The sequence below is a fragment of the Escherichia fergusonii ATCC 35469 genome (assembly GCF_000026225.1).
Taxonomy (GTDB): Bacteria; Pseudomonadota; Gammaproteobacteria; order Enterobacterales; family Enterobacteriaceae; genus Escherichia; species Escherichia fergusonii.
Window position 1 is genome coordinate 3,981,146 of the sequence record NC_011740.1, and the last position, 13,404, is coordinate 3,994,549.

General features: G+C 51.6%; 13 protein-coding genes and 1 pseudogene. 4 read left to right on the top strand and 10 right to left on the bottom strand.

Features of this window, described 5'->3' with window-relative positions; genetic code table 11:
* Complete coding sequence (locus EFER_RS19380) at window positions 1-1,836, bottom strand: ATP-binding protein (protein WP_000105774.1); 1,836 nt, start codon at window positions 1,834-1,836, stop codon at window positions 1-3.
* Window positions 1,837-2,146: 310 nt separating this feature from the next.
* A complete protein-coding gene (fdhD, locus tag EFER_RS19385; RefSeq protein WP_000753607.1) occupies window positions 2,147-2,983 on the bottom strand; it encodes a formate dehydrogenase accessory sulfurtransferase FdhD in 837 nt (278 codons plus the stop codon).
* A gap of 193 nt (window positions 2,984-3,176) precedes the next feature.
* On the opposite strand from fdhD, the gene fdnG reads away from it, so the two are divergent.
* From fdnG to fdhE, 4 genes are read left to right on the top strand one after another with little or no spacing between them, the layout of a single operon-like run.
* Window positions 3,177-6,227: a formate dehydrogenase-N subunit alpha gene (gene fdnG / locus EFER_RS19395; protein WP_015953878.1), complete on the top strand. Its 3,051-nt coding sequence runs from the start codon at window positions 3,177-3,179 to the stop codon at window positions 6,225-6,227.
* A 12-nt stretch (window positions 6,228-6,239) separates the two neighbouring features.
* Window positions 6,240-7,142 (top strand): formate dehydrogenase O subunit beta, encoded by a 903-nt coding sequence (gene fdoH, locus EFER_RS19400; protein ID WP_000331384.1) that lies wholly within the window; start codon window positions 6,240-6,242, stop codon window positions 7,140-7,142.
* Window positions 7,139-7,774 carry a formate dehydrogenase cytochrome b556 subunit gene (gene fdoI / locus EFER_RS19405; RefSeq protein WP_000829013.1) on the top strand — a complete coding sequence of 212 codons (636 nt, stop codon included), beginning with the start codon at window positions 7,139-7,141 and terminating at the stop codon, window positions 7,772-7,774. The genes fdoH and fdoI overlap by 4 nt, the downstream gene beginning before the upstream one ends.
* A complete protein-coding gene (gene fdhE / locus EFER_RS19410; protein ID WP_000027708.1) occupies window positions 7,771-8,700 on the top strand; it encodes a formate dehydrogenase accessory protein FdhE in 930 nt (309 codons plus the stop codon). Before fdoI ends, fdhE begins: the two co-directional genes overlap by 4 nt.
* A 344-nt stretch (window positions 8,701-9,044) precedes the next feature.
* Here the strand turns inward: fdhE and EFER_RS19420 are convergent, their stop codons facing one another.
* The 8 genes and pseudogenes from EFER_RS19420 to yihX all read right to left on the bottom strand — a co-directional run bounded on the left by EFER_RS19420 (window position 9,045) and on the right by yihX (window position 13,287).
* Window positions 9,045-9,266, bottom strand: a complete 222-nt coding sequence (locus EFER_RS19420) for a ribbon-helix-helix domain-containing protein (protein WP_024256560.1) — start codon at window positions 9,264-9,266, stop codon at window positions 9,045-9,047.
* Window positions 9,267-9,680: 414 nt separating this feature from the next.
* Window positions 9,681-9,959, bottom strand: a complete 279-nt coding sequence (locus EFER_RS19425) for a hypothetical protein (RefSeq protein ID WP_000102978.1) — start codon at window positions 9,957-9,959, stop codon at window positions 9,681-9,683.
* Window positions 9,960-10,020: 61 nt separating this feature from the next.
* Complete coding sequence (locus EFER_RS19430) at window positions 10,021-10,233, bottom strand: hypothetical protein (protein WP_000197772.1); 213 nt, start codon at window positions 10,231-10,233, stop codon at window positions 10,021-10,023.
* 84 nt (window positions 10,234-10,317) lie between these two features.
* Window positions 10,318-10,383, bottom strand: a pseudogene (locus EFER_RS24310) (transcriptional regulator); the annotation flags it as partial.
* Between the two features lie 18 nt (window positions 10,384-10,401).
* Entirely contained in the window at window positions 10,402-11,343 is a 942-nt protein-coding gene (fabY, locus tag EFER_RS19435) for a fatty acid biosynthesis protein FabY (protein ID WP_001297068.1), read from the bottom strand.
* 44 nt (window positions 11,344-11,387) lie between these two features.
* Complete coding sequence (gene dtd, locus EFER_RS19440; protein WP_000560983.1) at window positions 11,388-11,825, bottom strand: D-aminoacyl-tRNA deacylase; 438 nt, start codon at window positions 11,823-11,825, stop codon at window positions 11,388-11,390.
* Complete coding sequence (locus tag EFER_RS19445; protein WP_000920719.1) at window positions 11,822-12,694, bottom strand: virulence factor BrkB family protein; 873 nt, start codon at window positions 12,692-12,694, stop codon at window positions 11,822-11,824. The genes dtd and EFER_RS19445 overlap by 4 nt, the downstream gene beginning before the upstream one ends.
* Window positions 12,688-13,287, bottom strand: coding sequence for a glucose-1-phosphatase (gene yihX / locus EFER_RS19450; RefSeq protein WP_000965692.1), 600 nt, complete (start codon window positions 13,285-13,287; stop codon window positions 12,688-12,690). The genes EFER_RS19445 and yihX overlap by 7 nt, the downstream gene beginning before the upstream one ends.
* Between the last annotated feature and the right edge of the window lie 117 nt (window positions 13,288-13,404).

The window sequence follows — 13,404 nt, forward strand, 5'->3', positions numbered from 1 at the left end:
TTATTTTCCTTGATTAATTAAGACAGGAATAACCTGAGTAAAATCTTCCAGTGCCTGGTGTAAATCCCACTGCTGTTCTTTATTACCGCTGGAGCACAAAATCACTTTCAGCGATTTTAATAAGCGTAATGCCGCTGCGGGCTGTTGCTGGTGTTGTAATGCCGTCACCAGTTGCATGATGCAAGGGTTATTAAGGTTGATGTATAAACTTGAGGTTTTCGTTTTTTGGATTTGCGAGGTAAATTGCCGCGCCAGCATTAACGCTGCGGTACTGATGCGTTTATCTGCGTTATCCTGTTCGAGAATTTGTTTTAATTCTGCTTCGCGGTCTGGCGTGACCACTAACGGTAAAACGGCGGGTTCGAAGCGGGAGATAATTAATTGCTCGCCATCGCAGAGATGCTCTTCCAGATAAGCCACCTGCTCTTCGGGTAATTCTGCCAGGCTGAACAACTGCTCATTGCCCGTTTGCGTACCGACTTCGATAATCCGGCAGTGATATAACAGCGCCCAGCGACGTAAAAATGGCACGACGGCATAGCGATCGCCACGGGCAACGGGCCGTTGCAGAATGTGGAACAACATCTCTTCAAAACCGCCGTCGCGGCTTAACAGAATATGAATGCTGTTATTAACGCGTAAATCCTTCGCCAGCAACGCCCCTTTTGACGTTGGCACCTGCAAGCGATCTTTGAGCAAATCAAACAGACGGTCATCACACAATGCCGCACCGAGCAACGCTTCGTTGTGGCGCATTAATACACGCCGCCATATTTCTGGCTGATTTTGTGCGAGATCGGACAAACCAGAAATCAGCGTCTCTTTTAACGCCTCCTGCACCGCAACCCAGGTTTCGTCCCGCTGGAGATCTTCCCGGCTCGCCGTCGGCGTTAGTTTCGATGACTCAATCACGCCGCCAATAAATCCGGCCCAGGGAGGTAACAACTCACGCGCTTCATCATCCAGTAACATACCGCGCAAAAACAGCGACAGGTTGCGGTTATCGCTGGTGCCGTAGGTTGCGCCATCCTGAATCCATAAAATCCCAACCGCGTCGCTCATCCCCACGGGCACCACCGGAATGGTGCAAATCGGTTCGAAGGAGGATTCAAACTGTGCGGCAAAGGCGAGATTTTTACGCTGTACCAGCGCGCGGTGCATGGTTACGCCTTCGGGGGCAACTTCACGCCACGGTGGTTGCAGTTTATTCACCGGCTCGCTGGCATCACCGACATAGACTGGTTCGTGCAGCAATATGCAGTAGCGGGAAAGAACGCGGTTCAGCAGATTATTACTCGCCAGATGGCTGTACTCTTCTTTGAGCGTCAGAATCACCTGCGTTCCCGGCGCCGAGGACTGATGCGGCGTAACGGTGTATTTTTGCCCGTCGGTAGAGTGGTATTTCCAGCTCTGATCCGGCGTTTGCCAGGATGTGGTCAACACCGTGACCTCTTTTGCCAGTACAAACGCTGACAAAAAACCGAGGCCGAACATACCAATTAAACCGGTGTTGTCATCCTGCTGGCGCAACATTCGGGTATAACCGACGCCAACCGTGGCAAGAAAGCCATGAATTTCACTTTCAGTGAGGCCAGCGCCAGTATCGCTAATGATGATAGTGGACTTCGCCACGTCTGCCACTACACGAATTTGGTTATCCTTTGGCGCATCGGGCTGCTCAATCCTGCGGCGCACGATCGCATCATGGCCGTTCTGCACCAGCTCGCGCACGGCAACCACGGGAGTGGAGTAAAGATGCTTACTGAGCACCTCAATTAAGCCGTTTAAATTAACTTCTGTAGAATATGAACTGCCAGGTAACTGTAATGTACTCATTTTTCAATACTCATAATCCATCACCTACTATTGAAAATACATTGCTGTTTTTTACAACCGGTGCAAGGTTTGTTATTTCATTCACTCATCGAAAACATTTATTTATTGACGCGATGATTAAAACAAAATGTCTTATATAAATAATGATTAATTCTTAAAGGATTAATGCGACTGGAGTATATCGATATAAACCGGAGTTAACGAGATAATTTCTTGTGGTGAAATTATTATTTAAATGCTGAATAATATATTGAGGATTATTTAATAGAAAAATAAAACCGCAATCCAGAATCAGAATTGCGGTATTTCTTTAATTATGAATCAATCGCTGCGGATGAGTATAAACCGTTGCCCGACCCGGCTTACAAAAGCCCACCAGCGTCAAATTACAGCGCTCAGCCACTTCTACGGCAAGCGTGGTCGCGGCAGACACCGCAAACAAAATTTCTACGCCGCACATCGCTGACTTTTGCACCATTTCATAACTGGCACGACTGGAAACCAGCACCGCACCTTGCTGCCAGCTTTCCCCTTCTTGTGACCGGCGGCCTAACAGTTTATCCAGCGCCACATGGCGACCCACGTCTTCATGCCCGCCTACCAGTTCGCCAGATGGCAACATCCAGGCGGCGGCGTGAGTACAACCAGTCAGTTGCCCCACTGGCTGGAAATCATTGAGATGGCGTAATGCATCATCCAGTTTGTTGAGATCAAACGCCTGGGTGAACGGCAGCGGCTGCACCGGTTTACCGATGTCGTTAAGTTGCTCCACGCCGCACACGCCACATCCCGTACGTCCCGCCAGTGCCCGGCGACGCTCCTTCAACCCCATAAAGCGGCGGCTGGAAAGCTCAATTTGCACTTCCAGACCATTACAGGAAGGAACGACATCCATACCGAAGATATCGCGCGGACTTTCGATAATCCCCTCTGAAAGCGAAAAACCGAGCGCAAAGTACTCAAGGTCTTTGGGTGACGCCATCATCACCACATGCGAAATACCGTTGTAGACCAGCGCAACGGGAACCTCTTCCGCCACCTCATCTATCCGTGGGTGTTGTAAATCATCACGCCGCCATAACTCAATTTGACGAACACCTGTGATATTTGTCACATTTTTGATTTCTTTTTGCTGTGTTTTTTTCACTTTCTCTTAACCAGATAAGAACACACACACCAACATTATGGTATTCTGTTACAAACCCTTCCTGGATGGAGGGAAATTGAGCCAATTCTGGACCTTTGCGGCCCCTTCCGCAAAGAAAAATAACTCCCACTCCCTGCACACTCAGCAAGCGAATGTAAATGGGACGTGACAATGTCGAAACAAGGAGCAATCCATGCAGGTCAGCAGAAGGCAGTTCTTTAAGATCTGCGCTGGCGGTATGGCAGGCACCACGGCAGCGGCACTGGGTTTTGCACCCAGCGTAGCACTCGCGGAAACCCGGCAGTATAAACTGCTGCGCACCCGCGAAACCCGTAATACCTGCACCTATTGTTCCGTAGGCTGTGGGCTGTTGATGTACAGCCTCGGTGACGGAGCAAAAAACGCCAAAGCATCTATCTTCCATATCGAAGGTGACCCGGATCACCCGGTCAACCGCGGTGCACTTTGTCCGAAAGGCGCTGGCCTGGTGGATTTCATCCACTCCGAAAGCCGTCTGAAGTTCCCGGAATACCGTGCGCCAGGTTCTGATAAATGGCAGCAAATCAGTTGGGAAGAGGCGTTTGATCGCATTGCCAAACTGATGAAAGAAGACCGCGATGCTAACTACATTGCGCAAAACGCCGAAGGCGTGACTGTTAACCGCTGGCTCTCCACCGGGATGCTGTGTGCTTCCGCGTCGAGTAACGAAACCGGCTATTTAACGCAAAAATTCTCCCGCGCGCTGGGTATGCTCGCGGTCGACAACCAGGCGCGTGTCTGACACGGACCAACGGTAGCAAGTCTTGCTCCAACATTTGGTCGCGGTGCGATGACCAACCACTGGGTCGACATCAAGAACGCCAACCTCGTCGTGGTGATGGGCGGTAACGCCGCTGAAGCTCACCCGGTCGGGTTCCGCTGGGCGATGGAAGCCAAAATTCACAACGGCGCGAAGCTGATTGTGATCGATCCTCGCTTTACGCGTACGGCGGCGGTGGCTGACTACTATGCCCCTATTCGTTCCGGTACTGACATTGCTTTCCTGTCAGGCGTATTGCTGTACCTGCTGAACAATGAAAAATTCAACCGCGAATACACCGAAGCCTATACCAACGCCAGCCTGATCGTGCGTGAGGATTACGGCTTTGAAGATGGCCTGTTCACCGGCTACGACGCGGAAAAACGCAAGTACGATAAATCCAGCTGGACCTACGAGCTGGACGAAAACGGCTTCGCCAAACGCGATACCACGCTGCAACATCCGCGCTGCGTGTGGAACTTGCTGAAACAGCACGTTTCCCGTTATACGCCAGATGTGGTTGAAAACATCTGTGGTACGCCGAAAGACGCGTTCCTGAAAGTCTGCGAATACATCGCAGAGACCAGTGCTCACGATAAAACTGCCTCGTTCCTTTACGCGCTCGGCTGGACGCAACACTCCGTTGGTGCGCAGAACATTCGTACGATGGCGATGATCCAGCTACTGCTCGGCAATATGGGGATGGCAGGCGGCGGCGTTAACGCCCTGCGCGGTCACTCCAACATTCAGGGGCTGACGGACCTGGGGCTGCTGTCGCAGAGCCTGCCAGGTTACATGACGCTGCCAAGCGAGAAGCAGACCGATCTGCAAACCTACCTTGCCGCCAATACGCCGAAACCGCTGCTGGAAGGCCAGGTTAACTACTGGGGCAATTACCCGAAATTCTTCGTCTCCATGATGAAGGCCTTCTTTGGTGATAAAGCGACGGCAGAAAACAGCTGGGGCTTTGACTGGTTGCCGAAGTGGGATAAAGGCTACGACGTCCTGCAATACTTCGAGATGATGAAAGAGGGCAAGGTCAATGGCTATATCTGCCAGGGCTTTAACCCTGTTGCCTCATTCCCGAACAAAAACAAAGTGATCGGTTGTCTGTCGAAACTGAAGTTCCTCGTCACTATCGACCCGCTGAACACTGAAACCTCTAACTTCTGGCAGAACCACGGTGAGCTGAACGAAGTGGACTCGTCGAAGATCCAGACCGAAGTGTTCCGTCTGCCATCGACCTGCTTCGCGGAAGAGAACGGTTCAATCGTTAACTCCGGTCGCTGGTTGCAGTGGCACTGGAAAGGTGCGGACGCCCCAGGGATTGCGCTGACTGATGGCGAGATCCTCTCCGGTATCTTCCTGCGCTTGCGCAAGATGTACGCCGAACAGGGTGGCGCGAACCCGGACCAGGTGCTGAACATGACCTGGAACTACGCCATCCCGCATGAGCCGAAGTCGGAAGAAGTGGCGATGGAGAGCAACGGTAAGGCGCTGGCCGATATTACCGATCCGGCAACCGGGGCGGTTATCGTCAAGAAAGGCCAACAACTTAGCTCGTTCGCCCAACTGCGCGATGACGGTACCACCTCCTGTGGCTGCTGGATTTTCGCCGGTAGCTGGACGCCAGAAGGTAACCAGATGGCACGCCGTGATAACGCCGATCCGTCTGGCCTCGGTAACACGCTGGGCTGGGCATGGGCATGGCCGCTTAACCGCCGCATTCTGTATAACCGCGCCTCCGCAGATCCGCAGGGTAACCCGTGGGATCCGAAGCGTCAGTTGCTGAAATGGGACGGCACTAAGTGGACCGGCTGGGATATTCCGGACTACAGCGCAGCACCTCCGGGCAGTGGCGTCGGGCCGTTTATCATGCAGCAGGAAGGCATGGGGCGTCTGTTTGCCCTCGATAAGATGGCGGAAGGTCCGTTCCCGGAACACTACGAGCCGTTTGAAACGCCGCTGGGGACTAACCCGCTGCATCCAAACGTTATCTCGAATCCGGCGGCGCGAATCTTTAAAGACGACGCCGAAGCATTGGGTAAAGCCGATAAGTTCCCGTATGTCGGAACCACCTATCGTCTGACCGAGCACTTCCACTACTGGACCAAACACGCGCTGTTGAACGCGATTTTGCAACCAGAGCAGTTTGTGGAAATCGGTGAGTCGCTGGCGAATAAACTTGGCATTGCCCAGGGCGATACCGTGAAAGTCTCCTCCAACCGTGGCTATATCAAAGCCAAAGCGGTGGTGACCAAACGTATTCGCACGCTGAAAGCGAATGGCAAAGATATCGATACCATCGGTATTCCGATTCACTGGGGCTATGAAGGTGTTGCGAAAAAAGGCTTTATTGCCAATACGTTAACGCCATTCGTTGGTGATGCGAACACGCAGACGCCGGAGTTTAAGTCCTTCCTTGTGAATGTGGAAAAGGTGTAACGGAGACGACATATGGCTTATCAATCTCAAGATATCATTCGTCGTTCCGCGACTAACGGTCTGACCCCCGCGCCTCAGGCGCGGGACTTCCAGGAAGAAGTGGCGAAACTCATCGACGTCACCACCTGTATCGGCTGTAAAGCCTGTCAGGTGGCGTGTTCAGAGTGGAACGACATTCGCGATACCGTCGGCAATAACATTGGGGTGTACGACAACCCCAATGATTTAAGCGCCAAATCGTGGACGGTAATGCGCTTCTCGGAAGTGGAGCAGAACGACAAACTGGAATGGCTGATCCGTAAAGACGGCTGTATGCACTGTTCCGATCCAGGCTGCCTGAAAGCGTGTCCGGCGGAAGGGGCAATTATTCAGTATGCCAACGGTATCGTCGACTTCCAGTCCGAGCAGTGCATTGGTTGCGGTTATTGCGTTGCGGGCTGTCCGTTCGACATTCCGCGCCTCAACCCGGAAGACAACCGCGTCTACAAATGTACGCTGTGCGTTGACCGCGTGGTGGTTGGGCAAGAACCGGCCTGTGTGAAAACCTGCCCGACGGGGGCGATTCACTTCGGTACGAAAGAGTCGATGAAAACGCTGGCGAGCGAGCGCGTGGCGGAGTTGAAAACCCGTGGTTACGACAATGCGGGTCTGTACGATCCGGCAGGCGTGGGTGGTACACACGTTATGTACGTGCTGCACCATGCTGACAAGCCGAATCTGTATCATGGCTTGCCGGAGAACCCGGAAATCAGCGAAACCGTGAAATTCTGGAAAGGCATCTGGAAACCGCTCGCAGCTGTTGGCTTTGCGGCTACCTTCGCAGCCAGTATCTTCCACTACGTGGGTGTCGGTCCGAACCGTGCGGATGAGGAAGAGAATAATCTGCACGAAGAGAAAGACGAGGAGCGCAAATGAAACGACGTGACACCATCGTGCGCTACACCGCGCCGGAACGTATCAACCACTGGATCACCGCCTTCTGCTTCATCCTGGCGGCGGTGAGCGGGCTGGGCTTTTTGTTCCCTTCCTTCAACTGGTTGATGCAAATCATGGGCACACCGCAGCTGGCGCGCATTCTGCACCCGTTTGTCGGCGTGGTTATGTTTGCCTCGTTCATCATCATGTTTTTCCGTTACTGGCATCACAACCTAATCAATCGGGATGATATCTTTTGGGCGAAGAATATTCGTAAGATCGTCGTCAACGAGGAAGTAGGTGACACCGGGCGTTATAACTTCGGTCAGAAATGCGTTTTCTGGGCGGCGATTATTTTCCTGGTCCTGCTGCTGGTGAGCGGTGTGATTATCTGGCGTCCTTATTTTGCGCCTGCTTTCTCAATCCCGGTGATCCGATTCGCGTTAATGCTGCATTCATTTGCCGCAGTGGCGTTAATTGTGGTTATCATGGTGCATATCTACGCCGCCCTTTGGGTGAAAGGCACGATTACCGCCATGGTGGAAGGATGGGTTACCAGCGCATGGGCGAAGAAACATCACCCGCGCTGGTACCGTGAGGTCCGCAAGACAACGGAAAAGAAAGCTGAATGAGTATTCGCATAATCCCGCAAGATGAGCTGGGTTCGAGCGAGAAACGTACGGCGGATATGATTCCGCCGTTATTGTTCCCTCGGCTCAAGAATTTATACAACCGCCGCGCCGAGCGTCTGCGCGAGCTGGCAGAAAATAATCCGCTGGGTGATTACCTGCGCTTTGCTGCGCTTATCGCCCACGCCCAGGAAGTGGTGCTGTACGACCATCCGCTGGAAATGGATCTGACTGCACGCATTAAAGAAGCCAGCGCACAGGGCAAGCCCCCGCTGGATATTCACGTTCTGCCGCGTGATAAGCACTGGCAAAAGCTGCTGATGGCGCTGATTGCTGAGCTGAAACCTGAAATGAGCGGCCCGGCGCTGGCAGTGATTGAGAATCTGGAGAAGGCATCGACCCAGGAGCTGGAGGATATGGCCAGCGCACTGTTTGCCTCTGATTTCTCGTCCGTCAGCAGCGATAAAGCGCCGTTTATCTGGGCTGCACTGTCGCTCTACTGGGCGCAGATGGCCAATCTGATCCCTGGCAAAGCCCGCGCTGAATATGGCGAACAACGTCAATATTGCCCGGTTTGTGGTTCTATGCCGGTGTCCAGCATGGTGCAAATTGGCACCACTCAGGGTCTGCGTTACCTGCACTGCAACCTGTGTGAAACTGAATGGCACGTAGTGCGCGTAAAATGCAGCAACTGTGAACAGAGCGGCAAACTGCATTACTGGTCGCTGGATGACGAACAGGCTGCGATTAAAGCCGAAAGCTGCGATGACTGTGGCACTTACCTGAAGATTCTTTATCAGGAAAAAGAGCCGAAAGTTGAAGCCGTGGCAGATGACCTCGCCTCTCTGGTACTGGATGCGCGAATGGAGCAAGAGGGCTATGCCCGCAGTTCCATCAACCCGTTCCTGTTTCCGGGTGAAGGGGAGTAATCTCTGACGTTTTCCGGGTGGCGCAGGTCGCCCGGATTACAGTTCATAGGGTGTGATTACACCTGCTATTCCCGCAAAATCTCTCGTATTTCGCGTTGGCAGTTCAAGACCATGCCGCCAGTGCCTGTTTGACCTCGTTTTTCCCTCCAACACAGCGATAAGGTTATTGGTATGTCACTGATGACAAGCGTAGGATTGCCTGATGCGCTGCGCTTATCAGGCCTACCAATAAACTGCAATATATTAAATTTTCACGACTTTGTAGGACGGATAAGGCGTTCACGCCGCATCCGGCATGTACAACGCGCACTTTGTCAGTAATCTGATTGGTATCATTTTTGCCATTACCACTCCTCGCGCAGTTTACGCTGATATTCGACACCATCTTCCTCCCCCTTTTGCCTGCCTCCCTTTGCTTTACGCACCGGAAATTGCTGCCGCTCCAGATATTGCTCTACCGCTTCGCGTAAAATTGCGGACCGTGAAACCTTACGCCAACCCCTAAGCTTGTTCAGCCGTTTAATTGCCTCTTCTGATAAATGAAGAAAAACCGTATTCATCGCCATCGTTACCACCTTACATATACTGTTCATTAATATATGTGTAAAAATTACACCGGAAAATTAATTAACGAAAGCTGGTTTCTGCATGTGGTTTTATTTTTGCGAGACTCTTTCCAAAAATAATGCAACAGTTACAGTTATTTTAATTTTTATTAAAAAATGGTTTAGCATCGCCCATAATTATTTATTACTCTTGATTAGATGGGGGTCGCTCCCACATAAAAGTAATAATAAGTGATAAGAATTAATTATGGATGGCATGAATATATTTATTTGTTCAGTTTTGCATAGGTCTTCATTTACATCATCCGGATGGTATATCCGAAAAAAGTCAGCATCTTTACAGCACCAAGGTTTAAGGTGAAATCTACCATCCATAACTGACCGGTCAGTGCCGCACCAACCGGTCTTTAATTGTTAGTAGTAGTAAATTTGTGGATAACAGTCCGGGAACCAGACGATTCCTTGCGGATCATCCCCCTGCATTACCCGATAACATTGGCGTCGATCATCTGCGCGACGGCGAAGCGTAGTATAGAGTCGCTTCCATTCATGATCGCCCGGTGTACTGTAGTTTACCCAGCAATCCATTGAAGGGTGACGCCATTTACCTGTAAGTGTTGGGCTCCCTGAATGCTTATGCGGCTTCGCTTTACCATTACGATCCCGGTCTTTACGCGTATTAAATGTGGACATTTTTAGTCTCCTGTTAAGAGTTCTAAAAATGTGCTTCCTTAAAATAATTCATCATTTTCCCTTAATTCGCATAGCGTGCTTTTGCACGAATTTCCGATACGCGGGAACCATTATGATAGCGTCGATGTCCACACATCCAACAAGAACACATACAGGGAGTACGAAAGCAAACACCTGATGCTTTTTTGCTTCCGTCGCCTGCTGTGCGATAACGACGGCGGATTTTTTTTAATCGCGCCATATGATGGCGACGTTCAGCACGATTACGGGTCATAGCAATACTCCTGAGCAGGCGGCACTATGCCGCTTTCATAGGAATTCTGAATGCTGGTGCTTTCTGTATGGCATAACCATGCCTCTAACGGTTAAGTGCTTGCAGCACATGTTGCGGATCGTTGGCAATCGCTCGCAGCAAAGCCTTTGCAGTCAAGTAAAACGCCCCTTACTCTTCTTCGTTCCCGCCCTCTTCATACGGGCCAAATGGCTTCGCGGGCAGAACGATATACGTACCTTCAAACACTGCACCCGGCGTCTCGTCGCCAAAGATTTCGACCTGCATCTGCACCCGTGCTTTTCGTCCGCGCGCCAGACGGTCGAGATCGCCACTTAAGGCACCGAGGTCGGCTACCGCATGAGGTTTGCCGCTAATCGGCTTGCTGTAGCGGATATGCGCATCCGCCAGAATAATCGTTCCGCCGAGGTGGCGTTCACGCAGCATCAGCCAGATAAGCCCCCAACCGGTAAGCGTTGCCAGTGAGAATAAACTCCCGGCAAACAACGTATGGTGCGGATTCTGATTCCCGGTTTCCGGCATGGTGGTGATAAATTTTTGCCCGGTATATTGCTGAATGCGCACGCCCATTTTTTCACTAAGCGGGATGTGTTCATACCACGCCTGTTGCAGCTGCGCGCACCAGTCGCCGCGATGCAGAATATCATCCAGAGTGGCGACGGGTTTAATCATCAAAAAATGACGAATCGGCGTGGTGGTTGGTGTGGTGATTTCTCCCTGATTAACGAACCCCAGCTTGGCGAAAAACTCCACCGCGTCTTCACGGGCGCTACAGGTCACGCGCTTAACGCCTTCCTGACGCGCCACCGACTCCAGAGTCATCGCCATCAGCGTTCCTAACCCTTTGTCCTGCACGTCGGGATGAACCGCCATAAAGCGGATGGAGGCTTCGTTATCGGCATTGATATACAGCCGCCCTACCGCCACCAGATTTCCCTGCTCGTCGACGACCATTTGGTGATGCGCCATCGCATCCCACGCGTCGCGTTCCGAACCTTTTGGTTGATGCAGGGGCTTACGCAACATTTCCCAGCGAAACTGATAGTAACGCTCTAATTCTTCTTCTGTTTGTGGAACCCGAAGGTGATACATAGCGATACTCTCTCTTGTTTCCCGTGACAACCCTGGAAGCTGGCTCATACCTGCAACCAGAATGTCACGGGGCCATCATTGACCAGCGATACCTGCATATCGGCAGCAAAGCGTCCTGTTTGCGTGTTCATCTCTTGCTGACGGCAGCGTTCGACGAAATAGTCATATAACGCCTCTGCGCGATCCGGTGATGCGCCTTTTGAGAAGCTTGGGCGCATCCCCCGTTCGGTATCTGCGGCGAGGGTAAACTGGGAAACCACCAGCACACTGCCGCCCGCCTGTTGTACGTTGAGGTTCATCTTGCCTTCGGCATCGCTAAAGATGCGATAGCCGAGCACACGCTCGCACAGACGGTTTGCTTTCTGTTCGTCGTCATCCTTTTCGACACCCAATAAAACCAAAAGTCCCGCACCAATTTCGCCCGTCACTTCTCCCTCCACGGTGACGCTGGCACGGGTTACGCGTTGAATTAATGCAATCATGGTTCGTCGTCTTCTTCTTGTTCAGCTGCTTGTTTTAGTTTGCGGTATTCCCCGAGAGTGACAGTAATTTCCGCGCCAAGCAAGACGATACACCACGTCCAGTAGACCCAGACGAAGAGAATGGGTATCACCGCCAGCACGCCGTAAATGAGCTGATATGACGGGAACATGGTGATATAAAGCGCGAAACCTTTCTTTCCTGCTTCGAACAGGAGTGCGGCGACAAACGCGCCGACAATCGCGTCGCGATTCGGTACGCGGATGGTAGGAACAATGCTGTACAGCAACCAGAAGGAGATCCACGACAACAGCAGCGGAAAAATACGCAGCACATTGTCGATGACCGTATTGAGATCGCTCGCCCAACGCAGGGAGAGCAGATAGGAACTGATCGCCAGACTGGCCCCCGCCAACAGCGGCCCTAACGTCAGGATCATCCAGTACACAGCAAAAGAGTAAATTTTTGGCCGTACCCGTTTACTTCGCCAGATGGCATTCAATGCGCTATCAATGGAATACATCAACAATAACGCCGTGACGATCAGGCCACATGCCCCGACGGCGGTCATCTTGTTGGAATTGGCAACAAACTGTTCGATATATTGCTGGATAACGTCGCCAGTGGCAGGGAGAAAGTTGGCAAAAATAAAGTGACGTAGCTGGATACTAACGTCTGAGAACATGGGAAAAGCGGCGAAAAGCGCAAAAACAACGGCAACCAGCGGCACTAATGAGAGTAACGACACATAGGCAAGATTACCTGCCAGGGTTGTCATGTTGTCCTCATCAATGCGTTGCCAGAGTAGTTTCAGCCAGGCCCATAGCGGACGGGTATGATGCCTGGCTTTTTCATGGATGGTTTTTAGCATAACAACTTCGCGAAATAGTCCGGGATGGTGGTTTTATCTTTCACCAGAATGCTGGTAATGCCCAGCTGATTAGCTCCTTCTATATTATCGGCGTTGTCATCGAAAAAGACCGTATCGCTGGGTGAAAAACCTTCCGCCTGCAAAACATGCTGGTAAATTCGTGCTTCAGGTTTGCGCATCCCCAGATCTTGCGACAGATAGATATGGTCAGCAGCATCACGAATTTCCGGGTATTCTTCCGGCCAGAAGGTGGTATGCAGGCGGTTGGTATTGGAAAGCACCACCACGCGATGCCCCTGCTCACGCAGTTTATGCATGACGGCGATCACTTCCGGGCGCAGCGCAACAAACACCGCCTGCCAGCCGTGAGAGAACTGCTCGTAGCTTAGCGGTAGAGCCATCTCATGGCACAGCGCCTCTGCGAACGCTTCGTCACTAATTTCCCCACGCTCATGCTGATGAAACGCCTCCCCCATATGAAAACTCTTCTTAAGCGATGCCAGCGGAACACGCGTTAAATCGCTCCAGGTTCCCAGCACACGGTTAAAGTCGATATCGACAATGACATTACCTAAATCAAAGATATAGAGCATTTTTGCCTCCTTTCACACCATAAGAAATTAACTGTAGCGGGAAAGGTGAAGTTTGGCTATGCAGTCAGGCATGAAGGCTTGCAAGTGGTCACAGAAAATTAATGGTTACCGTTTCAC